The organism is Caulobacter sp. FG121 (assembly GCF_057809815.1).
Genome location: NZ_JBMDKR010000009.1, coordinates 43,751 through 67,481 on the forward strand (window position 1 = coordinate 43,751; position 23,731 = coordinate 67,481).

A 23,731-nucleotide genomic window follows, 5' to 3' on the forward strand; every position below is an offset into this window, starting at 1 on the left:
ATGTGTGGTGTCGGCGAATGAGGCTCGCCGCCGGGCAACTTTGGTGTGTACATCGTACGCAGTGTGGTGTACGATGTACACATGACGACACGGGATCGCATCTTTCTCGCGGCCAGGACCGCATTCGCGCTGGGCGGGCTGGAGGGCCTGTCCATGCGATCGGTTGCGAAGGACGCCGGTCTTTCGACCATGGCCATCTATCGCCATTTTCCGACCAAGGATTCCCTGCTCGACGCGCTGATGCTGGACGGGTTCGACGCCTGGGAGGCCCGGGTGGTCGCGATCGACGAGGCCGATCCCGTGGCCTGGCTGGAAAAGATGCTGGCGGCCTTTCTGGCGTTCTCGGTCGAGGACCCTCATCGCTTCGACGCCGCCTTCCTGCTCCGGGCCAGCGGGGCGAAGCAGTTTCCGGACGATTTCGCGGGCGGCTCATCGCGGGTCATCAGCCGCATCACCGCCCGCATCGACGACGCCAGGGCGTTGGGCCGCCTTCGCGATGCCCCGTCTCTCGACATCGCCCTGACCCTGTCGGCGCTTGCGCAAGGTCTGGTGTCGATGGATCGCGCGGGGCGCTTCAGCAGTCCCGACCAGTTTCAGACCATCTACCGGATGGCCGTCGCCAACGGCCTGAAGGCGTTCGCGCCAGCCAGCGAGGGAACACCCCCATGAAAATCGCGCTCAGGATCGCCGGCATTGTGGCCGGCTTCGTCCTTCTGGCCGTGGTGGCGCTGGCCGGGGTTGTGCTCACAACGGCGACGACGCCCAGCCGGCCCGTCGGCATCACCCAGGTTATGGTTGCCGATCCCGGCCATTCGTCGATCCCGGTGGTCCTCTTCTATCCGACCTCAAGCAAACCGAGCCTGATCCTGGCGAGCACAGGGGCTGTTCGGCTGGCGAAGGGGGGCGTTCTTGCCGGCGACCATCTGCCGGTCGTTGTCATGTCGCATGGCACCGGCGGCGCGCCCTTCAGCCATATGGACACCGCCCTGGCGCTGGCCGAAGCCGGCTACGTGGTGGCGGCGCCCCAGCACCCCGGCGACAACGTCAAGGATGACTCGGCGGTTGGAACACCGCGCTGGATCGAAGAGCGAGCGCGGCAGATCATCCGGGTCAACGACTTTCTCCTCGCGGAATGGACCGGTCGATCTCACCTCGATCCCGCGCGGCTCGGCCTGTTCGGCTTTTCCGCGGGCGGCACGACGGCCTTGGTGGTCCTCGGCGGCGAGCCTGACCTGTCCTCTGTTCCGGCTCACTGTAGGTCGGCGCCGGAACTGGTCTGCCGGCTGATGAAGCCCGGTCCGGCGCCGCGAGGCTGGACACATGATCCGCGCGTCTGGGCGGCCGTGATTGCCGCGCCGGGCTTCGGCTTCGCGTTCGATCGAGGGGGTCTGGCGGCGGTCACTGTTCCGGTACAGCTATGGGCCGGCAGCCGGGACAGCAACGCCCCCGCGGCGACGAACGCCGACGTCGTTCGCCAGCGCCTGCCTTCCGCTCCGGAATTCCATCTCGTCGCCGGCGGTGGCCACTTCTCTTTCCTGCCGCCTTGCGGCGTCGCCAGGCCCCTGTTGCCGCCAATGCTCTGCTCGGACACGCCGGGATTTGACCGCAAGGCGTTCCATCGGACCTTCAACCAGGAGGTCGTCGCCTTCTTTGACGCCCGCCTCGGCGCGCCGCGACGCTAGGGCTTCGTCGCCTCCGCTTCCCGCCTCAGGGCGCGCAGGGCGTTGGTGAGATCCATGCGCATGGCGGCGCGGGCGACGACGGCGGGCGCGGGGAAGGGAGAGCTGGCCCGGTTCTCGTAGAGCACCCGCGTGCGGCCGCCGACCAGCGGCTCCAGCCGCCACTGTCCGTCGCAGAAGCGCACGTCGCCTGCGGTGCAGCGGAAGCGGATCGACCGCAGCGGCGTGAAGTCGGACCGGAATTCGGTGCGGAACGACGGCAGCAGGCCGCTGCCGACGACCATCTCGCGCACGTCCCAGCGGCCGGCCGGATCGCGGACGGTGATACGGCAGGAGCGGATGTTCGGCGCCATGCGACCGGCGCGGCCGCAGTCGGTGATCGTGCGCCAGACCACCTCCGGCGGCGCGGCGATATCGACCGCGCCAATCACAACGCCGGAGACGCCGTCACCCGCGGGATGCACCTCCGCATGGACGCCGCCGCGCGTCAGCTGGTCCATCGCCGCGCCGTCCGGCGTCCAGTCAGCGCGGGCGGGTCCCGCCGAGAAACCCGTCATCACCAGCAGGGAGAGGATCAGCCGCATTGTCTGTTCCTTCCCCGGCCGTGTCAGCGGGTAAGTCGGTTGGCGACGAGGTCGTCGACCACAGCCGGATCGGCGAGGGTCGAGGTGTCGCCGAGGTTCGACAGGTCGTTCTCGGCCACCTTGCGCAGGATCCGGCGCATGATCTTGCCCGAGCGGGTCTTGGGCAGGCCCGGGGCCCACTGGATGGCGTCCGGCGCCGCGAAGGGGCCGATCTCGTGGCGCACCCATTTGACCAGGGCCGCGCGCAGATCCTCGGTCGGGGTCACGTCGGCGTTTAGGGTGACATAGGCGTAGATGCCCTGGCCCTTGATGTCGTGCGGGAAGCCGACCACGGCCGCCTCGGCGACGGTGTCATGGGCGACCAGGGCCGACTCGATCTCCGCCGTGCCCAGACGGTGGCCGGAGACGTTGATCACGTCATCGACCCGGCCCGTGATCCAGTAGTAGCCGTCCTCGTCCCGCCGGCAGCCGTCGCCGGTGAAGTACTTGCCGGGGTAGGTGGTGAAGTAGGTCTCGATGAAGCGCTGGTGGTCGCCGTAGACCGTGCGCATCTGGCCGGGCCAGCTGTCGGTCAGGCACAGGTTGCCGCTGACCGCGCCCTCGAGCACGGCCCCCTCGGCGTCGACCAGCTGCAGCTTCACCCCGGGCAGCGGCTTGCTGGCCGAACCCGGCTTGAGGTCCGTGGCGCCGGGCAGGGGCGAGACCAGGCAGGCGCCCGTCTCGGTCTGCCACCAGGTGTCGACGATCGGGCAGCGGCCCTCGCCGACCACGCGGTGATACCAGAGCCAGGCTTCCGGATTGATCGGCTCGCCGACGCTGCCCAGCAGCCGCAGCGACTTGCGCGAGGTCTTCTTCACCGGCTCCTCGCCGTCGCGCATCAGCGCGCGGAGGGCCGTCGGGGCGGTGTAGAAGATCTCCACCTGATGCTTGTCGATGACCTCCCAGAATCGCGAGGTGGTCGGGTAGTTGGGCACGCCCTCGAAGATCAGGCTGGTCGCGCCGTTCGCGAGCGGGCCGTAGACGATGTAGCTGTGGCCGGTGACCCAGCCCACGTCGGCCGTGCACCAGAAGATCTCGCCGGGGCGGTAGTCGAACACCAGTTCATGCGTCCAGCTGGCCCAGGTCAGATAGCCGCCCGTGGTGTGGAGGACGCCCTTGGGTTTTCCGGTGGAGCCCGAGGTGTAGAGGATGAACAGCGGATCCTCGGCGTTCATCGGCTCGGGCGGGCAGTCGGCCGAGGCCTTGTCCCGCTCGGGTCCGTAGGCGACGTCCCGGCCGCTGTGCTTGAGCCATTTGGACCCGGTGCGTTCGACGACCAGCACCGTCTCGACTTCCGGACACTGGGTCAGGGCCAGATCGACGTTCATCTTCAGCGGCACGATCTTGCCGCCGCGCACGCCCTCGTCCGCGGTGATGACGACACGGGAGTCACAGTCGAGAATCCGGCCGGCGAGGCTGTCGGGCGAGAAGCCGCCGAACACCACCGAATGCACCGCGCCGATGCGCGAACAGGCCAGCATAGCGTAGGCCGCCTCGGGGATCATCGGCAGGTAGATCGTGACCCGATCCCCCTTTTTCACCCCGCGCGACTTGAGGACATTGGCCATGCGGCACACTTCCTCGTGCGCCTCGCGGTAGGTGATCTTTCTCGAGTCGGCGGGATCGTCGCCCTCCCAGATGAAGGCGACGTCGTCGGCGCGGGTCGGCAGGTGGCGGTCGAGACAGTTGGCCGAAACGTTCAGCACGCCGTCGGCGAACCACTTGATGTGGAAGTCCTCGCGGTTCCAGGAGACGTCCTTGACCTGGGTGAAGGGCTTGATCCAGTCCAGCCGGCCGGCGACATCGCGCCAGAAGCCGTCGGGATCGCGCTCGACCCGGGCGCAGGCGGCCTCATAGGCCTTCGCGTCCATGTGGGCGCGGTCGGCCCAGGCCTGCGGAACCGGAAATACCTGCCCGTCGCTCACGTCCGTCTCCCTTGCCTTCTTGTTGGGCGCGAGTATGCGGATGGCGGTCGGCGGCGCAAGGATGCCGCTGCGGGAGTTTTGCAATGTTGCTCGCCAAATCCACCTGGCCCGAAGTCGAGGCCTTCCTCCAGCGGTCGAAGACCGTCGTCGTGCCGATCGGCTCGAACGAACAGCACGGTCCGACCGGCCTGCTCGGCACCGACTGGATGTGCCCCGAGATCATCGCCCACGAAGCTCAGAAGGGCCGCGAAGACCTGCTGGTCGCTCCGACCTTCAACATCGGCATGGCCCAGCATCACCTCGGCTTTCCCGGCACCATCAGCCTGCGCCCCTCGACCTTCATGGCGGCCATCGGCGACTGGTGCCGCTCGCTGGCCGGGCACGGCTTTACGAAGATCTATTTCCTCAACGGCCACGGCGGCAATGTGCACACCATAGAGGCCGCCTTCAGCGAGCTCTATGCGGAGGCCAGCTTCGCCGGAAAGCCGCGCGGCTTCGCCTGCAAGCTCAAGAACTGGTGGGACATCAGCGGCGTGAACGGCCTGGCCAACCGCCAGTTTCCCGTCGGGCACGGCAGCCACGCCACCCCGTCCGAGATCGCGGTGACCCAGTGGGCCTACCCCGACGCGATCAAGACCGCCAACTACGCGCCGCAGATCGCCCCGACGGGCCCGATCCGCGAAGCCCTCGACTTCCGCGCCCGCTACGCCGACGGCCGCATGGGCTCTGATCCCGCGCTGGCCACGCCCGAGAAGGGCGGCGAGCTGGTGGCGCTGGCGGCGAAGGGCCTGATCGAGGATGTCGCGGCGTTCGGGGCTGAGGTCACGCCGTAGGGGACATGTACCAAAGGTACGTGTCCCCCAATCGAGGTTCAGCGGTGGTTCGTTTAGGGGACACGTACCTTCGGTACATGTCCCCGTCTAAGCCGTGACCACTGCGCCATCCACAACCGCCACCCCCCACGCTTCCAGCCGCTTTCCCTCGCATGGTCCGCTCGTGCAAACGCCGTCCCCGATCCGGAACAGCGCCCCGTGGCCGGTGCAGAGGATCAGGTCGTTCTCGCGTGTGACATGGCGGCCGGTCGGGCCGCCCAGCGGCTGGCCGGTATGCGGGCAGCTGTCGACGTAGCCGGTCAGCGTCTCGCCGCGCCGCACCACGAAGCCGAGGAACAGCGCGTCTCCGGCGCGGAAATGGAAGCCGCGGGAGCCGGGGTCGGGAATCTCGTCCAGGCGGCAGAGCTCCGTCCCCGCCGTCGGTCTGGCCGGGTTCAGTCCCGCCACGGGATCGTCACCCGCCACGGCTCGACGCTGGAGGTCTCGTAGAGGCCGGCCTTCGTGTAGGGGTCGTCGGCGTGGAACGCGCGGGCGGCCGCCAGATCGGGCGCTTCGACGATGATCAGTGAGCCTGCCATGCCGTCGTCGGCTGTCAGGAACGGGCCGCCCAGCTTGATCTTCAGCGGCTGCGCGCCCGCCCAGGCCAGATGCGCCTCGCGGGTGGCGGCGCGGATCGCCGGCCCCTCGGGCAGCTTGTCTTTCCACTGAATCACGAAGAGGGGCATGGCGTTTCCTAGCGTTCTGTCTTGAGCGGCCGCGACAGCAGGCCGAGGATGGCTTCGTCCACCCCGACCTCTCCCGCGAGAATGGCGGCGACGGCCTCGCTGATCGGAGTCTCGACCTTCAGCTTGCGGGCCAGCGCGCGCACCGCCGGCGCGGAGGCCACGCCTTCGGCCACCGTCAGCTTGCCGGCCAGGGCCTGTTCGAGGGATTGCCCGGCGCCGAGCGCCAGACCGACGCTCATGTTGCGCGACTGCGGGCTGGAGCAGGTCAGGACCAGGTCGCCCAGGCCGCAGAGGCCGGCCACGGTCTCGGCGTGGCCGCCAAGGGCTTCAGCCATACGGGTCATCTCGGCGAACCCGCGCGTGATCAGGGCGGCGTGAGCCGAACGGCCCAGACCCTTGCCCTCGACGATGCCGCAGGCGATCGCCAGCACGTTCTTGATCGCCCCGCCGGCCTCGGCGCCGATCATGTCGGTGGACAGATAGGGCCGGAAGGTCGGGGTGGCGATGGCCTCGGCAAGAGCGCGGCCGAGGTCTTCATCCGGACAGGCCAGAGTCACCGCGGTGGGCAGGCCGCGCGCCACTTCGCCGGCGAAGCTGGGCCCCGACAGGACTGCCGGCGAGGCATGCTCGATGGTCTCGGCCAGTACCTGGGTCATCAGCTGGAGCGTGCCCTGTTCGACGCCCTTGGCGCACAGCACGATCGGCACATGCTCGCGAACATGCGGGCAGAGGGCGTTGAGGGTCGACCGCAGGTGCTGGGCCGGCGTCACAGCGAGGATGAAGTCGCACGCCGCGAGGTCTTCAAGGTCGGTGGTGACGTCGATGGCCTCGTCGAGCTTCACCCCCGGCAGGAAGGCGGTGTTTTCGCGGCCGGCGCGGATGGCCTCGACCACCTCGACCTCGCGGGCCTGCAGCGTCACGGCCATGCCGGCGCGGGCGCAGACCTGGGCCAGGGCCGTGCCCCAGGCGCCGCCGCCGATCACGCCCGCGTATTTCAAACCGTCAGTCATGCCTTGGCGCCCTTGCGACCGGGAACGTGGGTAGGATTGGCGCTCGCCGCCGCGGCGTCCAGAGGCCAGCGCGGCCGGGCGGGGGCGTCGAGCCCGTCGACGAGGCCGAGCGCCAGACGTTCCGCGCCCGCCAGCGCGATCATCGCGGCATTGTCGGTGCAATAGACCAGCGGCGGGGCGTGGAACGAGAAGCCGTGCGTCGCGCAGGCCTGCTCCAGCCGGGACCGCACCGCCATGTTGGCCGCGACCCCGCCGGCGACGACGAATCGCAGGCCCTCGCCGCGATGGGCTTCGGCATAGGCGGTCATGGCCCGCTGGGTCCGTTCGGCCAACTGGCGGGCGATGGCGAACTGCACGCTGGCCGCCAGATCGCGCTTGTCGGCCTCTTCGGTCAGGCCCTCGGCCGCGCGGGCGGCGGCAGTCTTGAGGCCCGAGAAGGAGAAGTCGAAGCCCTCGCGGCCGAGGAGGGCGCGGGGCAGGGGGAAGCGTTCCGGGTCGCCGCCGACCGCCAGCCGTTCCAGCGCCGGCCCTCCCGGATAGCCCAGGCCCATCACCTTGGCGATCTTGTCGAAGGCCTCGCCCGCCGCGTCATCGATGGTCGAGCCCAGCCGGCGGCAGGCGCCGACCCCGGCGACTTCCAGCAGTTGGCAATGGCCGCCGCTGACCAGCAGCAGCAGGAAGGGATAGGGGATGTCGTCGGCCAGCCGGGCGCTGAGGGCGTGGCCTTCCAGGTGGTTGACGGCGATCAACGGCAACCCCCGGGCCAGGGCGGCGGCCTTGCCGAACGACAGCCCGACCATGACGCCGCCGACCAGACCCGGACCCGCCGTCGCGGCGACGCCCGACAGGCCGTCCCAGCCGACGCCGGACTCTGACAGGGCCCGCGCCACGATGCCGTCGATAGACTCCACATGGGCCCGGGCCGCGATTTCCGGCACCACGCCGCCATAGGGGGCGTGTTCGGCGATCTGGCTGGCGATGATCGAGGACAGCACCGTCACGCGCCCGTCCGCGTCGCGGCGCACGACGGCGGCTGCGGTTTCGTCGCAGCTGGTTTCGAGTCCGAGGACGGTGAGCGTGGTCATCTACATTGCGGCCCGGACGCCCCTCGTATAGCAGCGGAGCGTCTTCTTCAGCCCGAGGTAGCCCCCCCGCCGTGTCGTCGCAACCTGCCATCCGGATCGGAACCCGCGGCTCCAAGCTCGCGCTCGCCCAGAGCGGCATGATGCGCGACCGCATCGCCGCCGCGATGGGTGTCGCCGATCGCGCCGAAGAGGCGGCTCCGCTGGTGGTGATCACCACCACCGGCGACCGCATCCAGGACCGCCGCCTGCTGGAGATCGGCGGCAAGGCGCTGTTCACCAAGGAAATCGAGGAAGCCCTGCTCGATGGCCGCATCGACGCCGCGATCCACTCGATGAAGGATGTGCCGGCCGAGAACCCGCCCGGACTGGTGATCGCCGCGATCCCGGAGCGCGAGGACCCGCGCGACGCCTTCGTCTCGACCCACTATGGCTCGATCGCCGACCTGCCGCGAGGCGCGACGCTCGGCACGGCGAGTCTTCGTCGGCAGGCCCAGGCATTGCACCTGCGGCCCGACCTGAAGATGTTCATGCTGCGCGGCAACGTCGACACCCGTCTGGCCCGGCTCGCGGCCGGTGAGGCCGATGCGATCCTGCTGGCCGCCTCGGGCCTGAACCGTCTCGGCCTCGGCCATGTGCCGAAGGGCTTTCTCGATCCCGGCGCCGCGCCGCCGGCGCCGGGTCAGGGGGCGCTGGCCATCCAGACGCGCGCCGAGGACGCCGATGCGCCCTGGGTCGCGGCGATGCGTTGCCAGACGACGACCCTGACCGTGGCCGCCGAGCGCGGCGCGCTTGTGGCGCTTGAGGGCTCCTGCCGGACGGCCGTCGGCGCCCATGCGCGTCTCGAAGGCCGGCGCCTGACCCTGATCGTCGAGGCGCTGACTCCCGACGGGGCTCGCCGCTATCGTCGGGAAGACGCCATCGATCTCGGCGCCGACGCGGAAAGCGATGCTCGCGAGCTGGGCCTGCGTCTGGGAGACGCGGTTCGCGTCGAGGGCGGCTCGGACATCCTCCTGAAGTATTGATCGCCGACCGCGCCGGCTGCAGGGTGGAGCATGGTTTCCAAGCCGCTGACCGTCTGGATCACCCGCGCTGAACCCGGCGCGGCCGCGACTGCCGAGCGCGTCGCGGCGATGGGCCACCAGCCGTTGGTCGCGCCGCTCTTGCGCATCGAGCCGCTCGCCGACGTCCATATCGACCTGGCGGGCGTGGCGGCGCTCGCCTTTACCAGCGCCAACGGCGTCCGCGCCTTCGCGGCGCTCGAGCCCCGCCGGGACATCCGGGTTTTCGCCGTGGGCGCGGGGACCACGGCGGCGGCCAAGGCCGCGGGGTTCAAGGCCGTTCTGTCCGCCGAGGGCGACGTCAACGCCCTGGCCGGGCGAATCGCCGCCCGCAAGGCAGAACTGCGTGGCGTGGTGCTGCATCCCGGCGCGGCCGAGCCGGCGGGGGATCTCGTCGGCGGGCTGATCGCCGAGGGACTCGAAGCCAGGACCCTGCCGCTCTACGATTCGGTCGACATGTCGCCGACGGATGATCTGCTCGCGGCGTTGCAGGATGTTGATGTGGCGCTGGTCCATTCGCCCAAGGCCGCAAAGGCGCTGGCGAGGGCGTTGCGCGGCCGGGACCTGCCGAATCTGCGTCTTCTGTGCCTGTCGGCGGCCGTCGCGAAGCCGCTCTCGCGCGTGAAAGTGCGAGAAGTTGTCCGCGCCCCGTTTCCCATCGAGGCGGCGCTGCTTAATCTGGTAGGAAGGGGCGACGCGTCCGGGATCGCCCCCAGGCCCGCAAAGAGGCGTTTGAAGAGCTGATGACCGTCGCGCCCGACCCCAGCGAGATCACCCCGCCGACCAACCCGGCGGCCTACGGCCGTCCCCGCAGCTTCGGCGTCGCCTTCTGGGCGGTGATCGCGCTGTGTGTGCTGAGCGTTGTCGCCGGCGCCGCCGTGACCCGTTTCGCGCCGCGCATCTGGGGCAATCCCGCGCCCGCGACAACGACGCCCTCGGCGATCGCCGAGCTTCCCGACCTCAACCCGCAGACTTCGCCGCGCCAGATCGATGGCGGGCCCGTTGCCGCGCCGTCCGCGCCGTCCGCCGAGTTCTCCGCCCTGCAGTCGCGGGTCGAGGCCCTCGAAGCGAGCCAGACCCGCACCGTGAACGCCGCCGCCGCGGCGCTGGCCGCCGCCTCTCTGGCGGAAGCGACCCAGAGCTCCGGATCCTTTGAAGCCGAACTGACGGCTCTCGAACGGGTTCTTCCGCTGTCGGCGGAAGTGCGTAGCCTTCGGCCCTACGCCGAGAACGGCGTGCCCAGTCGCGCGGCGCTGGCCGCCGAGTTTGACTCGGTGGCCGCCCGGGCCGCCGTCGCCGCGCGCGATCCGGGCGATCGCGCCGGGTTCTTCGCCCGGGCGGCGCACGCCCTGTCGGCCATCGTCACCATCCGCCGCGTCAGCGCCGGCGGCGAGGGTCCCGACGCCGTCCTGGCGCGCGCCGGCGACGCCGTGGCCCAGGGCGACATGGAGGGAGCCTTGAAAATTCTGCGCGGTCTGCCGCCCAAGGCCGCCGACGCTATCGCGCCGTGGCGCAGCCGCGCCCTGCAGCGCATTGCGGTCGATCGCCAGGTCGCCGCGATCAGGGCGCTCGCCCTGTCCGACCTCATGGCCGTCTCGCGGGCCCAGCCATGATCCGCACGGCGCTCGTCCTTTTCGTCATCGCCTCACTCGCCGTCGCGACCCTCGCGCTCGGCGGCGACGCCGGAGTCGCCAGCCTTGTCTGGCGCGGCTGGCGGGTGGACATGACGGCCGCCGCCGCCGCGCTGATGGTGTTGCTGACCTCGCTGCTAGCGACGATCTTCTGGACCTTCCTCAAATGGCTGCTGGAGGCGCCGCAGCGTTCGGCCCGCGCCCGCGCGGAGGCCCGTCGCAAACAGGGCGGTGAGGCCCTGGCGCGCGGCTTTCTGGCCGCCGCCGCCGGTGATGGATCCGAGGCCCGCCGCCTGGCCCAGAAGGCCGCCGATCTCGCCGACGACGCGCCGGCTCTCGTCCGGGTGCTGGCCGCCCAGGCCGCCGAGGCCGCCGGCGACATCCCGGCCGCCAAGGCCGCCTACTCCGCCATGCTGGGTTTCCCCGACATGCGGCTGGCCGGGCTGAAAGGCCTGATGCAGACGGCGCTGGCCGAGGGCGACAAGGTCGCGGCGCTGCGCCATGCCCAGAGCGCCTACGGTCTCGCCAAGACCGCCCGCTGGGCGTGGCGGGCGCTGGTCGACTCCCGGCTCGAGGCGGGCGACTGGGCCGCCGCGCTGGACCTCGTGCAGGGCGCGCAGGAGCGCAAGGTCGTGTCGCCGCTGGTCGCCGACCGCACGCGCGCCGCCCTGCTGGCCGCGTCCGCCGCCAGTTCCGAAAACCATCCCTCCGAACGGATGCGCGCCCAGGCGCTCGAATTCGCGCTGCAGGCCGTCAAGCTGAAGCCGGACTTCGCCCCCGGCGTGGTCATGGCCGCCCGCCTGCTGGCCGCCGACGGCAAGGCCAGCCGGGCCGCCGGCATGATCGAGAGCGCCTGGAAGGGTCAGCCCCACCCCGCGCTCTGGCTCGCCTACCGTGATCTGCGAACCAACGAGACGCCGCGCGAGCGCGCCAAGCGGCTGGCCGGCCTGGCCGCGCTCAACGCCGATGCGCGCGAGAGCCGCATTCTCAGGGTCGAACAGGCGCTGATCGGCGGCGAGGTCAGCGTCGCTCGTGAGGCGGCTCGCGCGCTGGCGGCCGAACCGGTGACCCAACGCCTCGCCGGGCTGCAGGCCCGCGCCGCCAACGCCGCCGGCGCCATGGACGAAGCCCGCGCCTGGGTCGCGCGAGGCGCGGCCGCGCCACAGGAGCCCGACTGGTCCGATCTCGATCCGGAAGGCCGCGCGTTCGCCTACCGGCCCGAGGACTGGACGCGCCTGGTCGCCGTCTATGGCGAGACCGGCGACCTGATCCATCCGCGCCTCGAGCGCCAGGAACGGACCATCAGCGACCTGCCCAACCTGCCCGCCGCCTACGTCGAATCGACGCCCTTCCTGGCCGCCGCCGAGTCCGGCGCGGCGATGATGCCGATCCCCGACGACCCCGGCGTGCCGGACAACGCCCGCCCGCCGCAGGGTGATCCGCCGCCGCCTTCGCCGTCGCCGCGTCGCCGGCGCTTGGCAAGCTCGACTCGCGCCGCTAAATAGGCGCTCCTTCTGGCGGGTCACCGCCTTCAGGGCCGCTTTAGCTCAGCTGGTAGAGCAACGCATTCGTAATGCGTAGGTCAGGTGTTCGAGTCACCTAAGCGGCACCATTCCCAAGTCCGGCAGGGTTTTGCTGGAACTCCCGCCTCAGCCCGACGCTTTGAGAAAGCCTCTCCAGGGTCGCAGGATTTATCGTAACTGTGTCAGTTGCGATTATGGTCGCGAAGGGGCATCTCTGTCGCCCGTTTCCGAAGTGGAGCTTCCAATGACCCGTCCCGCCCTGTTCGCCGCCGCCGGCGTCGTCGTCGCCCTGGCCGTAACGCCTTTCGCCGTGGAGGCCCGCGGGCCGTTCACCAACGTTCCCGCCGAAGTCCAGGCCGGGACCTACAAGTTCGATCCCGGTCACACCAAGATCACCTGGTCGACCACCCACCTCGGCTTCTCGACCTACACCGGCCAGTTCGGCAAGGTCGGCGGCAGCCTGACCGTTGACCCGAAACAGGCGACGAAGGCGGCGCTGGACGTGACCGTCGACACGACCTCGCTGGGGACGCTGAACCCCGCGCTCGACGCCCACCTGAAGTCGGCCGACTTCCTCGACGTTGCGACGTTTCCGACCGCGACATTCCACGCCACGGGCATCAAGCTGACCGGTGACCGGACAGCCGCGATCACCGGCGACCTGACGCTGCATGGCGTGACCAAACCGGTGGTGGTCGAGGCGACCTTCAACCAGGCCGGCGTCAACCCGCTCGACAAGACCTATTCCCTGGGCTTCGACGGCAAGGCGGTGATCAAGCGCTCGGAATTCGGCGTTTCGGCCTATGTGCCGGCTGTCGGCGACGACATCACCCTGACCATCGAAGCCGAGCTGAAAAAGGTCGGCTGAGCTCCCGCCGCCCGCCGGACCCCGAAATCCACTGATCGGGGAGGCCCGGCGGTGCGCGCCGGGCCGGGTTCGCTAAACTCCGTTCCGACCATCAGTCTGGAGGAGATTCCATGAAGTTCGTGACCCTTGGCGTGCTCGCCACGCTGTCCCTGTCGGCCCTGCCGCTGTCGGCCCAGGCCGCGGACTGGCAACCGCTCGCGTCCAGTGGCGGCCAGACCTGGACCTGGGACGCGGCTTCGGTTCAGCGCACCGGGGGCAACGTCGTAGTGACCCTGAAGGTCCAGTACGATCCGCCGCAAACCTCTGGTTCGCAGACCACCGTCGGCGGTACCGAGACGGTGAACATCAACTGCGCGGCCCACACCTATGTCGACATCGGCGGGACAAAGGTTTCGCCGACCGGCGAGGTGATCAGCAGCTGGAACACGCCGGGCTCCGTCGAGGCCCTGAGTGAAGGTTCGCCGGGAGCCCTGGTCGCCGCACGCCTCTGCCCCTGATCAACGCCGTCGGTCCGCCGGTCCCGCCTGTCGGGGCCGGCGCAGGACAGGCCAGCGCGGTGAGGGGAAGATCTAGGCTGACGGCCGAGGATTACCCTTCACCGAGACCCTCAGGCCCGGCTTCAGGTCGCTGAACAGGACCGTCGCGCCCAGCTGCTTGGCCAGCGAGTCGACGATCACCGTGCCAAGCCCGCCCTTGGTTTTCGTCCGCGTGACCTTGCGACCGACGCCGTTGTCCTCGACCGACAGGGTCCACCCCCCCGTGTCGGCCCGGTAGGCCACCACGACGTCGCCGCCGCGTTCGCCGGGAAAAGCGTGTTTCAGGGCGTTGATCACCAGTTCGGTCACGATCAGTCCCAGGCTGACCGCCTCCTGCGAGGTGACCGTAGCGGTATCGGCCTCGACCTTGAGGGACAGGAGCCGGTCGCTCCGGATCATCGACGTGGCGAGGCTGTTGCAGAGCTTTGTCAGATAGGGGCCGACCTCGACATCGCCGAGCGTGGTCTGAAGCAGCTGCTGCACGGCCGCCACGGACATCACCCGGTCGTGGGCGTCGCGCAGGTGCAGTCGCGTCTCTTCCGAAGTCACCGTCCGGGCCTTGAGCAGCAGCACGCTGGCGATGATCTGCAGGCTGTTGGCGACCCGATGCTGCAGCTCCTGCAGCAGGATGTCCCGTTCATGGAGCAGGGCGTCCTTTTCCAGCAGCAGCTTGACGTTGAGCTGTTCGGCGCGCCGGGCCTCGGTGACATCGTTGACCGTCAGCAGGACGCGCGCGTTGAGCTTGTCGTCGTAGACAATGTTCTGGGCGTCGACGACCAGGCGCCGGGGCGGCACGCCCTCACGGACGAGATCCGTTTCGTAGTCGCCGAGCGCCGGACCACCCATCAGGGCGTTTTCGAGCAACAGGCGAACCTGGGGAATGTCCCATTCGCCGACGCCGATGTCGGCCAGCAGCCGGCGCTCGACTTCAACCGCCCTCAGGTCAAAAGCCGTGAAGAATGACCGGGTCGCGGACACGACGCGCAGGTCACCATCGAACAGCAACAACGGCAGGTGAGATGTTTCCAGCAACGCGCGCGCGAGCGATGTCGCGGTCTCGGCCCGGATCGTTGGGTTTGTCACTGTGGTGTCCTCGACCCGGGCGGGCGGGCATGTTGCGCGCCAATCCCAGGGTCGATGTCGGTGTGAGGTCCATGGATCGGGCTCGCCCGTCTGCCACAGACATTTTCTCCCTAGCACGGATAGCGAGCAGCGCCCTGATCTATCTCAGGTCTTTCAGTGGGCCCCGGCCAGCACCACGCCGACCAGGACGGCGACGTACTGTACCGCCGCCGCCGCGACTACATGGCCGTGCCAGACCGCGCGGCGGAACCTGAAGCGCTTCATCAGGTAGAAGATGACGCCGGTCGAATAGAGCAGGCCGCCGATGCCCAGCAGCAGCAGCGCCACCCACGACAGACCGGCGGTCATCGGCTTGATGGCGACCACCACGGCCCAGCCCAGCGCGAGGTACAGGGCCACCCAGAAACCCTTGCCGAGACCGGGCAGGAACAGCTTCCCGGCCACGCCCAGCAGCGCCAGCGTCCAGACCGCCGTGGTCATGCCGATGGCCCAGGCGCCGGTCAGGCTCTGGGTCGTGAAGGGCGTGTAGCTGCCCGCGATCATCAGGAAGATGCCGGCATGATCGAGCCGTCGCAGCAACGGCTGCCACGGCGCCTTGCCGAAGTTGTAGGCCAGCGAGCAGCCGAGCATGACCGCCATGCCGAGGGCGTAGATCACGACCGACGCGATCTTGCCCCCGCCGCCATGCGCCACCGCCAGGCCAAGCAGCGTGCCGCCGCCGAACAGCGCCAGCGCCAGACCGGCGATATGCACGATCAGGTCGGCCCATTTGGCGCCGTCGGTCGGATAGTGGCTCGGCGTCTGATCCATGGACAGGCACCCTAGCCGCCGATTGTGACGTTCGATAGGTCGGCGCGAGCACAGATGGCGAGCGAATGTTACAGCCGGAAGGCCGCCAGCCGTTCGTAGTGCGGCCGGGCCGCGTCGGCGATGCGCCGCAGGTCGTCGTTGAGGTTGTCGGGTCCCGCTTCAGCGCGCGGCGGGCCGAAGCCCGTGGAGGCTTCGACCGCATCGTACCAGGCCGGCGCCCAGACGCCGTCGCTGTCACGTCGTCCCGCCGGCCAGGCCAGCATGGCCGCGTCGAAGGCGATGCCGAGCGCTCCGCAGAGCTTGCCAAGCGTCCCCCGCGGGTCGGCCAGCACGTCGCGGCCCTCGATCACCGGCGGTGGCGCGCCCAGCCGGTCGGCCTCCCGCTCGAACAGCTCGCGCTGCCGCTCGAAGCCGATGTCGGCCAGCGTCACCTGCTCGCGCTTGACCGTGTAGCTGGCCAGCACCGCCTCGGGCGCGCGGATCAGAAAGGCGCTGCGGCAGGCGCCCGTCCAGTCCAGCCCGAAGTCCGGCAGCATGTGGTGGGTCATGTGCTTCTGGTACCAGACCCGCGCGCCGCCCGGCGCGTCGCCGGCCATGGCCCCGGCGACCGCGCGCCAGTCGGTCGGCTGGCTGGCCAGCACCTCTTCGCGCATCGGGTGGTCGAGTCCTGTCGCCGCCAGATACGCGGCATAGAAGGGCTCGTCGCTGACGGCCGTGTCGGGCCGGTTCTCGAACGCCCGCATCATCGCCGTGGAGATGTTGCGCGGGCCCGACCACATGGCGATGCGGACAGTCACCGGGCCGCCTCGGCGTCCTTGAGCGCGTCGTACAGGCCGCGCAGCCGCACTGTCAGCGGCCCGGGCAGCGCCACCGGCAGATGACGGCCGTCGATCTCGCGCACCGGCGTCAGCCCGCCGAAGGTGCCGGTGACGAAGGCCTCGTCGGCGCCGCGAGCGTCCTCGACCGGGAAGTTGTCCAGCCGGACCGGAATGCCGTTGTCGCGGCAAAGCCGGATCACGTTGGCCCGTGTCACGCCGTTGAAACAGAATTCGCCCGTCGAGGTGCGGACCTCGCCATCCTTCACCCAGAAGAAGTTGGTCGCGTTGCAGCTGGACACGAACCCGGCGGGGTCGAGCATCAGCGCTTCGTCGGCGCCGGCGGCGATCGCCTCGTTGAGCGCCAGGATCAGGTTCAGGCGGCTGTGCGAGTTCAGCCGCATGTCGAACATGTGGGCCGGGGTGCAGAGGATCGAGCTGGTGAACAGCGACAGGCCGCGGGTGACGATGGCCGGGCTCGGGACCTTCCACTCGGCGAGGATGACGATGGTCGGCTTGCCCAGCGCATTGCGCGGGTCCTGGTTGGCGCCGGTCTTTTCCCCCCGGGTGACCATAAGGCGCAGATGGACGCCATCCTCCATGCCGTTGGCTTCGAGCAGCTCGTCGAGGGCGTCGATCATCGCCAGGCGCGAGCGGCCGATGTCGAGGTTGATCGCCGCCGCCCCGGCGTAGAGCCGGTCAAGGTGGGCGTCGAGGAACATCAGCCGCCCCCTGTGCAGCCGCAGCCCCTCCCAGACCCCGTCCCCGACCACGAACCCGGCGTCAAACACCGAGACCCTGGCCTGGTCGCGGGTGACGAGGTCGCCGTTGAGCCAGATGCGGGCCGTGGCGTTGCGGGGATCGGCGTTGAAGTCCTGGCTGCCGGCCATGGGGTCAGACTCCGGGTGCGGGGCCGAAGATCGCGGCCAGATCGGTTTCGGTGACGCCGTCCAGCTCGACTGACTTCAGTCGGCCCGTCTGGCCGGTGGCGATACGGACGGACGACTTGCTCACGCCCAGCGTCTTCGCCAGCAGCACGGTCAGGGCGGCGTTGGCCTCGCCCTCGACCGGCGGCGCCGAAACGCGGGCCTTCAGATACGGCCTGCCGTCTGGGCCGCTGGCCCAGCCCTCGATGGCGTCCCGACCGCCCCGCGGCGTCAACCGGACCGCCAGGCGCATGGCCTAGCCGAGGCCGGCCAGAGCGCTGAACAGCGGCGGCAGCAGAAAGTTGCGCGCGCCCTGGATGACCAGGAACAGGATGATGAAGCTCAGATCCACGCCGCCAAGCGACGGCACGAAACGGCGGATCGGCGCCAGCAGCGGCTCGGTGATCCGCTCGAGCACGTAGTAGATCTGCCGCACGACGTTGTTGCGCAGGTTGACCACGTCAAAGGCCACCAGCCAGGACAGGATCGCGGAGATCACCAGGGCCAGGATCAGCAGGCCGAGCAGGCCGTCCACGATGAAGTAGAGGAAGTTGGCGATGGGGGCCATGAAGCGGGTTCCGGTGGACTTTGAGCCTGCTTCTATCCGCCGCCCCGAATCCCGGCAAGGCGCGGCGAAGCCGATGTTCGGGCGGCAGCCTTGACAGGCAAGGCGACCCGGCCATATGTGCGCCGCTTCCCTCGTCCTGGGAGGGGGCCGTAGCTCAGATGGTAGAGCGCCTCGTTCGCAATGAGGAGGTCAGGGGTTCGATTCCCCTCGGCTCCACCAGTCCCGTCTAAAACGGCGCGCTGGCAGGAAACCAGGCGATTTCAGGAGGATAGGGGCGGTGGTGGCACGTGTGTTCGATACACACGGGGACGATCCGATGCCCATCGGCTTGCAAAAACGCGGCAGCACATATTGGCTTCGCCGTCGGGTGCCCAAAGAGCTTTTGGACGTTTACGGCAAGGCCGAGATCACAAAGAGTCTGGGGACCAAGAATCGCGCCGAGGCCAAGCGGCGGCTGGTCGATGAGACCTACGCGCTTGAGAAAGAGTTTGATGCAAAGCGCGCGGCGTTAGCCACTCCCCCAACATCACAACAGATTGAGCCAGAAGCTACGTCGGGGTTGCAGCGCCTGCGGGGCGGTTCTGCGCGTCCACCGAACATCATTCATACGATGTTGGACCTTAGCGAAAGTTTGGATGCAGAACTTCAAAGGCGGGGGCGCATCCCGAACCAGAAGGCACAAGTGGAGAAGGCCCAGAACCGTCGCAACGACCTCTCATGGGATGTGCTTGCAGAGCGGTGGGCCTCTGAACGGAAGCCAATTGAGAAGACCCGCCGCGCCCATCTTTCAGCGTTGAAGATGTTCCTGAAGGCCAACCCGAACCTAAGACCGGCGGATACAAGTAAGGCCAATTTCTTGGCCTTCAAGGACCATCTCATCGGCGAAGGGCAGTCACTGGAAAACATGCGGACGTTGCTGTCGAGGGTGAAAACGCTCGTCAACTACGGCTGCGACAACGACCTAATACCGGTGCGAGCGGCAGACGGCATCAAGCTTCCGAAGTCGAAAAAGGTCGCTCGCGTCCCCTATGATGACCTTTCGCTAAGCAAGTTGTTTGGTGGCCCAATCCATCAAAATGGCGACAGACCCGCTCGGGGACGCGGTGAAGCGTCATTCTGGCTGCCCCTGATCGCCCTGTATACTGGCGCTCGCCTAGAGGAAATCGCCGGCCTCGCCACGGACGATCTACTGGAGCTTGAGATTGATGGCGGTCCACCGCCCTCCCGGGCTTGGTTTTTCCGATTCCGACCGGTCGAAAACAACAAACGCCGGTTGAAGAACGCCGCCAGTGAAAGGCGCACCCCTGTTCACCCCGAGCTGATCCACCTTGGGCTTATCCGATACGCAGAAGCTATCAGCCGTGAGGGTCATAGCCAGTTGTTTCCCCAACTGACGGCCCACGCCAATGGCAAGCGCGCTCACCGGTGGGGATCATGGTTTTCCGAATATCGAAGGAAAGGTCGCGGTATCTCTGATGAGCGGGTGGATTTCCACTCGTTCCGCCACACCTTCAAGGATGCCGCTCGCGAATGTGGGATGCCTGAGGGCTTACAGCGTCAAATCATGGGACACGAAGCCAAGGATGTTGCTGATGGCTACGGGTCAGGCTTCTCGCGTAAAGCTGCCCATGAGTGGATCGGACGGGTTCGCTTCCCGGGCCTGCCCTCCATACCCTCAGCGCGATAGCCACCCTCTCCGCCATCGCCGATTGGAAAGCTGTTTAACAACAACAGCTTCTCATCGTGCGCCCACGACAACCCTAAAACTAACCCTAAATGGCTAAACCGCTATTGGCACACCTGAGCCCAGACGCTTTCGAAGCCTGACACTTGTTGCTCTAGCCATGTGTGTGCGGACGACCAAAGCCGCCAATAGCAGGCAGCCAAGCTCGTGAGAGAACGCGGAAGGTGGCGGTTCCTGCTTAGGCTTTTCAACGGGCTCAACCGCTTCGCCAGCTACGCCTTCAGGCGCATCTCCCAAGTGACGGCTGCCTCGACAAATGTCTTGGTCGCGCTAATTCCGAAATCAAGCCAATGTATTACATTATAAAAATACGCACTCTGCGATACATATGTATTATACAATTCGCCAATTCGACGCTTCGTGAGGCACCCTATTGCCTTTACCGCAGCAAAGCTCCTTAAACTATCATCCTTGCTGTTGAAGAGCGAAATAATAGCACTGTCACTTAGTCGAGAAAATGCAGCCTTATCTGAGCATACAATTACCTGCGCCAATATTTCCGCATTAATTGGCAATAACAGCAATTCTTCAAATCTCGATTTTCCGATCTTGTATATTGTCTCTCCCAAAACCCTTCGCAAATCGGATCGACCTGTAAACAGTCCTAGCTGGCCTCGATAATTTCTGTTTGCTACAATTTCGATATCTACCCACTCTCCATACTTGGACAAAAACTTTAGATCAATTTCGTCGATCTCGAGATCGTCTTCCTTCAACGCATTCCGCAGCATCGGGAGATCGCTTGAGTCTCCCCGATGAGAAATAACGTTAAACGCCGCTCTCGCCATTTCCTTTGCACGATAGCGTTGTATTGACTTATCAAAGCCATCCAATAATTGTGTCGCGAGTTCATCACCGAATTTCTTGCGATAAACTTCTTTGATCGCTTCAAAGTGCGTCTTGAATTTATCTCGCACGTCGGCCCGTGCTTGGTTGGCGCGAGATTTCCAGCGCCGCGATAGAAGTTCTTGGTAGGCGAAATCGGACGGCGAATAGAGTTCTCTGGCGGCTGCTAGCAGAGTCTCGTCTGAGGCAGATGATAGTTGATGGTTCCTGATTTCCGCGAACTCATCGTCGCCCTCATTAGAGGTTCCGAAAGTGAGATAATTCTTGCGTGGCCGGACGATAATTTTTCGAACATCGTCCACACCAATCTCCTCGCCGTTATCGAGCGCAAATAACACTGCCTCTTTTCGCACCAAGGGGGACGGATCGTTTCGAAGCTCTCGCACCGCTTCGTCATCGAGGCGCTTCTTGACGATCATCCCCCTTACCGCAGCCGCTCTTACGCGCGAGTCGCGGTGGACAAGCGCCTTGTTCAAGAGCGCCTCATCAAGCAACAGCATCGCGGCCAGAAATTCATCCGGATTTCGGCCTGACGGTATGGAGATATTCTCCTCCACAATGAATTTGAGCGGCTCGATAAAGGATCGACGCGAAAGAATTTCCAAAGCGGCCAAGGTGGCGCTGTTAAGGGTAGAGTGGTCTGTACTCCTGAACTCTGTCAGGACGACGTCTAGCATTGTTTCGCCACCGACTCTTGCAAGATAGTTCAGTGCCGCATTCTTCAATGCCGGTTTCATGCTTGGAAAGCTATCTCGGAAGTTCTGCTCCATATCTGAAAGTGGGATGGATGCAGCGGTCAATACAGAATAGGCGGCGATACTTAGCGTGTCGTCTAATTCTAGGAATGCCAATGACCGTATATATTCGTAGTCTTCATCAACAGTCTTCAGCCAGCCCCATAGCGGCGCTGTATGAGAGCCAAAGTTGAATAGTCCGGAATTGACGAGACCAAATACTTCTCGGTCGGATAGAATAAGCGTGGACTTAGATATGTATATCAAATTTGCATCGTGAGTACCTAGATATGTTTCGGAAAGTCCATGGCGATGCCAACACATGGCCGCCAACCGAATCTGAGCGACCTGTGCTGTAGAAACTTCTTCCTCATTTTGAAATGCGCTTAGAGAATTAGTTAGGCTTCTAATTAGGCTGAGAGGATCACTAGGATCGTTCGGGCACTCGTCATCAGATTGAATAGTATCTCCGCTCCCGACGGGAAGCCGAGAGGAATTAGAATCTTCGCTTCCTTCATTCTTGTCTATTTCTGAGATATAATCGAATAGCAGCTTGTGGATGGCTTTTCGAAATCCGTCTCTCCATGGAATCTCGTCAGACGGCAACTCCTTAAATAGAATCTTCCTTCCTTCTATTATTGATTTTTTGAATTCGATAACCCGTTTTAGCTGCTCGCCGGGGTCCTTCGGTGTTCCAAATGATTTAAAGAACAGCGCGATCCGTGGTTGCCCGCGCTTCTCGAACAAAGAGGTTGAAAGCTCGAATTCCTCGTGAAATCCCGACGTGTAACCGTTGCCGGTGGGGCTTCCCCATGCCTCCCACATCATTCCAACAAAGAGCATGCACCGCTCAACGTCGGTGTTGATCACCGCTTGTGGGCGGCCCGCTTGTGGCAGCGTGTCTTCCCAGCCCATCAGATTGATGGTCCAGCCAACTCGCTCGCTGTTCACTTGATTCCACTCGTCTACGCAGTCCTTTGCGTAGCGTCGCTCAGCCTCTAGGTCGCCGGGCGAGCCCAAGAAGACGCTCAGGACCTTCCGTGTCTCGATCATATCGCCTCCCGACGCAGTCACTAAGACCGCCGCGATTCCTTAGGGTAGGCCTTCGCCCGAAAACCACTAACGGTTTAATCGGGTGTTCTCAAATGCCTATACCCATCTGAGTCACCCGGCTGAGACACAAATGTTGTCTCAATAGAGTTGCAGTCATTGCAATGAGACGGTATTGCTTGAGGGTCTAGAACCTATTGAGGCAATCATGGCTCTTATCGGTTACGCTCGCGTATCGTCCGCCGGGCAATCACTCGACATTCAGCGGGAACAACTTCTAGCGGCTGGGTGTGAGAAGGTCTTCGAAGAGAAGCGCAGCGGCTCCTCCACCGAGGGACGGGAACAACTCTCCCAGACCCTCGACTACGTCCGTGATGGCGACGTGTTGGTAGTGACCAGGTTGGACCGGCTAGCCCGCTCCATGATCGATCTGAGGGGCATTGTAGACCGCCTCAGTGCCAAGCAGGTTGGCTTCAGAGCGCTTCAGCAGGGCGCCATCGACACAACCCGTAGCGACGGTCGGCTGATGCTTAATATCCTCGCCAGCTTCGCCGAGTTTGAGACTGACATTCGCAGAGAGCGCCAGTTGGACGGGATCGCCAAGGCCAAGGCTGAGGGCAAGTACACGGGTCGAAAGCCTAGCGTACCATCCGATGAGGTTCGCAAACTCCACGGCGAAGGAGTTGGACCCGCTGAGATTGCCCGTCGCCTCGGGATCGGGAGGGCGTCAGTCTACCGTGCTTTAGGGTAGATGTTGGGCAACTGTGTGACCCCGCCCTGCACGCGGCTACTGAGGCATCGGGAGAGCCTGCCACAGTTGTTCGCTCGCTAGCTGCCCCCAAACCAAGAACAGAAAGACCCACCCGGTAGAATACGCGGTTGATATGGGGGCCGCTAATACCATCAACAGAGTCAAAACTATAATCATGATTGACGTCATCGCATAGGCGACCATGACCGCCGTGCTTTCATCAAATATGTGGTATGATTTCACTATTTCCGGGAATAATGACGCAGAAATTGCGATGCCGAAAATTGCCGGAATAGCGTTGATAAGGATAGCTATCCTACTATTTTTGTTTTCCGCCCACCATTTGCGCTGAAATAGTTTTGTAAAATTAGGCACATTTGAAAATATTCCCGATGGTGAAAGAGGACCAATTTCTCTATAATAGTGCTCCAGAAAGACACCCCTCGTATATATTCCAGTAACAATCAATGCGAACATCACCTCTGATCTATAATCTTCCGGGATAAATGCGTATTGAAGCGTCCATTGGGATAGCCGCCGAAATGCTTCGACAAAGTGCCTAGCCCATTCAGCGAGCCACCCGTCGAGGTGAAGTATGCCGAAAAAGCTAATCACCGCGATAAAGGAAGCGACGATTAGCTGAACATGCTTGAACGCAACTCGGATCATGGATGACGCTCCAGACTTAGCTTCTCCAAAAACTTCACGGGAAGCGAGTTCATGGCGAGCTGAACGCAAACTTGACCCCGCCGACCATTCGTTACAATCGAGCCCTAGTTGGCTCGTTACGGGAGATCATCCCGAGAAACATGCGAAGGCCGAAGACCAGCAATCTTGGTGCCGGCCCCGATGTCCCCAGAAGGTCTAAACGCGTACCGATTTGCTCAAGATTTTTGATGTTTCTGTAC

General features: G+C 65.5%; 25 protein-coding genes and 2 tRNA genes. 13 read left to right on the forward strand and 14 right to left on the reverse strand.

The features are described 5' to 3' along the window. Positions 1-81 precede the first annotated feature (81 nt). Together ACODSL_RS17940 and ACODSL_RS17945 are read left to right on the forward strand one after the other, a co-directional pair. Complete coding sequence (locus tag ACODSL_RS17940) at positions 82-669, forward strand: TetR/AcrR family transcriptional regulator (protein ID WP_488902098.1); 588 nt, start codon at positions 82-84, stop codon at positions 667-669. Continuing rightward, positions 666-1,682: an alpha/beta hydrolase family protein gene (locus tag ACODSL_RS17945; protein WP_488902099.1), complete on the forward strand. Its 1,017-nt coding sequence runs from the start codon at positions 666-668 to the stop codon at positions 1,680-1,682. The genes ACODSL_RS17940 and ACODSL_RS17945 overlap by 4 nt, the downstream gene beginning before the upstream one ends. Here ACODSL_RS17945 and ACODSL_RS17950 read toward each other — a convergent pair. Beyond that, positions 1,679-2,263: an SRPBCC family protein gene (locus tag ACODSL_RS17950; RefSeq protein WP_488902100.1), complete on the reverse strand. Its 585-nt coding sequence runs from the start codon at positions 2,261-2,263 to the stop codon at positions 1,679-1,681. The two genes, ACODSL_RS17945 and ACODSL_RS17950, sit on opposite strands and share 4 nt — an antisense overlap. A 23-nt stretch (positions 2,264-2,286) precedes the next feature. Beyond that, the gene (gene acs, locus ACODSL_RS17955) at positions 2,287-4,173 is read right to left on the reverse strand and encodes an acetate--CoA ligase (RefSeq protein ID WP_488902191.1); all 1,887 of its coding nucleotides are present in this window, start codon (positions 4,171-4,173) and stop codon (positions 2,287-2,289) included. Positions 4,174-4,310: 137 nt separating this feature from the next. On the opposite strand from acs, the gene ACODSL_RS17960 reads away from it, so the two are divergent. Beyond that, positions 4,311-5,060, forward strand: a complete 750-nt coding sequence (locus ACODSL_RS17960; protein WP_488902101.1) for a creatininase family protein — start codon at positions 4,311-4,313, stop codon at positions 5,058-5,060. Positions 5,061-5,147: 87 nt separating this feature from the next. Here ACODSL_RS17960 and ACODSL_RS17965 read toward each other — a convergent pair whose 3' ends face one another. From ACODSL_RS17965 to tsaD, 4 genes are read right to left on the reverse strand one after another with little or no spacing between them, the layout of a single operon-like run. Further along, complete coding sequence (locus ACODSL_RS17965; protein WP_488902102.1) at positions 5,148-5,507, reverse strand: Rieske (2Fe-2S) protein; 360 nt, start codon at positions 5,505-5,507, stop codon at positions 5,148-5,150. Beyond that, positions 5,495-5,785 carry a YciI family protein gene (locus ACODSL_RS17970; protein WP_488902103.1) on the reverse strand — a complete coding sequence of 97 codons (291 nt, stop codon included), beginning with the start codon at positions 5,783-5,785 and terminating at the stop codon, positions 5,495-5,497. Before ACODSL_RS17970 ends, ACODSL_RS17965 begins: the two co-directional genes overlap by 13 nt. Positions 5,786-5,793: 8 nt before the next feature. Continuing rightward, positions 5,794-6,795 carry an NAD(P)H-dependent glycerol-3-phosphate dehydrogenase gene (locus tag ACODSL_RS17975; protein WP_488902104.1) on the reverse strand — a complete coding sequence of 334 codons (1,002 nt, stop codon included), beginning with the start codon at positions 6,793-6,795 and terminating at the stop codon, positions 5,794-5,796. Further along, the gene (gene tsaD / locus ACODSL_RS17980; RefSeq protein WP_488902105.1) at positions 6,792-7,880 is read right to left on the reverse strand and encodes a tRNA (adenosine(37)-N6)-threonylcarbamoyltransferase complex transferase subunit TsaD; all 1,089 of its coding nucleotides are present in this window, start codon (positions 7,878-7,880) and stop codon (positions 6,792-6,794) included. The genes ACODSL_RS17975 and tsaD overlap by 4 nt, the downstream gene beginning before the upstream one ends. A 71-nt stretch (positions 7,881-7,951) precedes the next feature. Between tsaD and hemC the strand changes: the two genes are divergently transcribed. From hemC to ACODSL_RS18015, 7 genes are all read left to right on the forward strand, one after another. Next, the gene (gene hemC, locus ACODSL_RS17985) at positions 7,952-8,902 is read left to right on the forward strand and encodes a hydroxymethylbilane synthase (RefSeq protein WP_488902106.1); all 951 of its coding nucleotides are present in this window, start codon (positions 7,952-7,954) and stop codon (positions 8,900-8,902) included. A 30-nt stretch (positions 8,903-8,932) separates the two neighbouring features. Next, positions 8,933-9,682, forward strand: coding sequence for a uroporphyrinogen-III synthase (locus ACODSL_RS17990; protein WP_488902107.1), 750 nt, complete (start codon positions 8,933-8,935; stop codon positions 9,680-9,682). Continuing rightward, positions 9,682-10,551, forward strand: coding sequence for a COG4223 family protein (locus ACODSL_RS17995; protein WP_488902108.1), 870 nt, complete (start codon positions 9,682-9,684; stop codon positions 10,549-10,551). Before ACODSL_RS17990 ends, ACODSL_RS17995 begins: the two co-directional genes overlap by 1 nt. Beyond that, positions 10,548-12,074, forward strand: coding sequence for a heme biosynthesis protein HemY (locus tag ACODSL_RS18000; RefSeq protein WP_488902109.1), 1,527 nt, complete (start codon positions 10,548-10,550; stop codon positions 12,072-12,074). The genes ACODSL_RS17995 and ACODSL_RS18000 overlap by 4 nt, the downstream gene beginning before the upstream one ends. A gap of 31 nt (positions 12,075-12,105) precedes the next feature. Next, positions 12,106-12,181, forward strand: a tRNA-Thr gene (locus ACODSL_RS18005). A gap of 155 nt (positions 12,182-12,336) precedes the next feature. After that, positions 12,337-12,960, forward strand: a complete 624-nt coding sequence (locus tag ACODSL_RS18010) for a YceI family protein (protein WP_488902110.1) — start codon at positions 12,337-12,339, stop codon at positions 12,958-12,960. Positions 12,961-13,070: 110 nt separating this feature from the next. Further along, positions 13,071-13,457, forward strand: coding sequence for a surface-adhesin E family protein (locus tag ACODSL_RS18015; protein ID WP_488902111.1), 387 nt, complete (start codon positions 13,071-13,073; stop codon positions 13,455-13,457). A 72-nt stretch (positions 13,458-13,529) separates the two neighbouring features. On the opposite strand, the gene ACODSL_RS18020 is transcribed toward ACODSL_RS18015, so the two are convergent. The 6 genes from ACODSL_RS18020 to ACODSL_RS18045 form a co-directional block, all read right to left on the reverse strand. Beyond that, complete coding sequence (locus ACODSL_RS18020; protein ID WP_488902112.1) at positions 13,530-14,579, reverse strand: sensor histidine kinase; 1,050 nt, start codon at positions 14,577-14,579, stop codon at positions 13,530-13,532. Positions 14,580-14,732: 153 nt separating this feature from the next. Beyond that, on the reverse strand, positions 14,733-15,389 hold the full coding sequence (trhA, locus tag ACODSL_RS18025) for a PAQR family membrane homeostasis protein TrhA (protein WP_488902113.1): 657 nt from the start codon (positions 15,387-15,389) through the stop codon (positions 14,733-14,735). A gap of 68 nt (positions 15,390-15,457) precedes the next feature. After that, on the reverse strand, positions 15,458-16,186 hold the full coding sequence (locus ACODSL_RS18030; RefSeq protein WP_488902114.1) for a sulfotransferase-like domain-containing protein: 729 nt from the start codon (positions 16,184-16,186) through the stop codon (positions 15,458-15,460). Next, positions 16,183-17,094 carry an aminotransferase class IV gene (locus tag ACODSL_RS18035; protein ID WP_488902115.1) on the reverse strand — a complete coding sequence of 304 codons (912 nt, stop codon included), beginning with the start codon at positions 17,092-17,094 and terminating at the stop codon, positions 16,183-16,185. The genes ACODSL_RS18030 and ACODSL_RS18035 overlap by 4 nt, the downstream gene beginning before the upstream one ends. Positions 17,095-17,098: 4 nt before the next feature. Then, positions 17,099-17,383, reverse strand: a complete 285-nt coding sequence (locus ACODSL_RS18040) for a DUF167 family protein (RefSeq protein WP_488902116.1) — start codon at positions 17,381-17,383, stop codon at positions 17,099-17,101. Between the two features lie 3 nt (positions 17,384-17,386). Beyond that, a complete protein-coding gene (locus tag ACODSL_RS18045; RefSeq protein WP_488902117.1) occupies positions 17,387-17,698 on the reverse strand; it encodes a YggT family protein in 312 nt (103 codons plus the stop codon). A 143-nt stretch (positions 17,699-17,841) separates the two neighbouring features. Between ACODSL_RS18045 and ACODSL_RS18050 the strand changes: the two genes are divergently transcribed. Both ACODSL_RS18050 and ACODSL_RS18055 read left to right on the forward strand, forming a co-directional pair. Continuing rightward, positions 17,842-17,917: transfer RNA gene (locus tag ACODSL_RS18050), tRNA-Ala, on the forward strand. A gap of 97 nt (positions 17,918-18,014) precedes the next feature. Continuing rightward, positions 18,015-19,385 (forward strand): DUF6538 domain-containing protein, encoded by a 1,371-nt coding sequence (locus ACODSL_RS18055; protein ID WP_488902118.1) that lies wholly within the window; start codon positions 18,015-18,017, stop codon positions 19,383-19,385. 269 nt (positions 19,386-19,654) lie between these two features. Here ACODSL_RS18055 and ACODSL_RS18060 read toward each other — a convergent pair whose 3' ends face one another. Beyond that, entirely contained in the window at positions 19,655-22,075 is a 2,421-nt protein-coding gene (locus ACODSL_RS18060) for a hypothetical protein (RefSeq protein ID WP_488902119.1), read from the reverse strand. 205 nt (positions 22,076-22,280) lie between these two features. Here ACODSL_RS18060 and ACODSL_RS18065 point away from each other — a divergent pair, with 205 nt between their 5' ends. Next, on the forward strand, positions 22,281-22,823 hold the full coding sequence (locus tag ACODSL_RS18065) for a recombinase family protein (protein ID WP_488902120.1): 543 nt from the start codon (positions 22,281-22,283) through the stop codon (positions 22,821-22,823). A gap of 36 nt (positions 22,824-22,859) precedes the next feature. Here ACODSL_RS18065 and ACODSL_RS18070 read toward each other — a convergent pair whose 3' ends face one another. Then, positions 22,860-23,492, reverse strand: coding sequence for a hypothetical protein (locus ACODSL_RS18070; protein WP_488902121.1), 633 nt, complete (start codon positions 23,490-23,492; stop codon positions 22,860-22,862). Positions 23,493-23,731 lie beyond the last annotated feature (239 nt).

Coding starts and splice junctions, on each gene's coding strand:
- ACODSL_RS17940 (WP_488902098.1), top strand. CDS start 82: ATGACGACACGGGATCGCATCTTTCTCGCGGCCAGGACCGCATTCGCG.
- ACODSL_RS17945 (WP_488902099.1), top strand. CDS start 666: ATGAAAATCGCGCTCAGGATCGCCGGCATTGTGGCCGGCTTCGTCCTT.
- ACODSL_RS17950 (WP_488902100.1), bottom strand. CDS start 2,263: ATGCGGCTGATCCTCTCCCTGCTGGTGATGACGGGTTTCTCGGCGGGA.
- acs (WP_488902191.1), bottom strand. CDS start 4,173: ATGGACGCGAAGGCCTATGAGGCCGCCTGCGCCCGGGTCGAGCGCGAT.
- ACODSL_RS17960 (WP_488902101.1), top strand. CDS start 4,311: ATGTTGCTCGCCAAATCCACCTGGCCCGAAGTCGAGGCCTTCCTCCAG.
- ACODSL_RS17970 (WP_488902103.1), bottom strand. CDS start 5,785: ATGCCCCTCTTCGTGATTCAGTGGAAAGACAAGCTGCCCGAGGGGCCG.
- ACODSL_RS17975 (WP_488902104.1), bottom strand. CDS start 6,795: ATGACTGACGGTTTGAAATACGCGGGCGTGATCGGCGGCGGCGCCTGG.
- tsaD (WP_488902105.1), bottom strand. CDS start 7,880: ATGACCACGCTCACCGTCCTCGGACTCGAAACCAGCTGCGACGAAACC.
- ACODSL_RS17990 (WP_488902107.1), top strand. CDS start 8,933: ATGGTTTCCAAGCCGCTGACCGTCTGGATCACCCGCGCTGAACCCGGC.
- ACODSL_RS17995 (WP_488902108.1), top strand. CDS start 9,682: ATGACCGTCGCGCCCGACCCCAGCGAGATCACCCCGCCGACCAACCCG.
- ACODSL_RS18000 (WP_488902109.1), top strand. CDS start 10,548: ATGATCCGCACGGCGCTCGTCCTTTTCGTCATCGCCTCACTCGCCGTC.
- ACODSL_RS18010 (WP_488902110.1), top strand. CDS start 12,337: ATGACCCGTCCCGCCCTGTTCGCCGCCGCCGGCGTCGTCGTCGCCCTG.
- ACODSL_RS18015 (WP_488902111.1), top strand. CDS start 13,071: ATGAAGTTCGTGACCCTTGGCGTGCTCGCCACGCTGTCCCTGTCGGCC.
- trhA (WP_488902113.1), bottom strand. CDS start 15,389: ATGGATCAGACGCCGAGCCACTATCCGACCGACGGCGCCAAATGGGCC.
- ACODSL_RS18035 (WP_488902115.1), bottom strand. CDS start 17,094: ATGGCCGGCAGCCAGGACTTCAACGCCGATCCCCGCAACGCCACGGCC.
- ACODSL_RS18040 (WP_488902116.1), bottom strand. CDS start 17,383: ATGCGCCTGGCGGTCCGGTTGACGCCGCGGGGCGGTCGGGACGCCATC.
- ACODSL_RS18045 (WP_488902117.1), bottom strand. CDS start 17,698: ATGGCCCCCATCGCCAACTTCCTCTACTTCATCGTGGACGGCCTGCTC.
- ACODSL_RS18055 (WP_488902118.1), top strand. CDS start 18,015: ATGCCCATCGGCTTGCAAAAACGCGGCAGCACATATTGGCTTCGCCGT.
- ACODSL_RS18060 (WP_488902119.1), bottom strand. CDS start 22,075: ATGATCGAGACACGGAAGGTCCTGAGCGTCTTCTTGGGCTCGCCCGGC.
- ACODSL_RS18065 (WP_488902120.1), top strand. CDS start 22,281: ATGGCTCTTATCGGTTACGCTCGCGTATCGTCCGCCGGGCAATCACTC.
- ACODSL_RS18070 (WP_488902121.1), bottom strand. CDS start 23,492: ATGATCCGAGTTGCGTTCAAGCATGTTCAGCTAATCGTCGCTTCCTTT.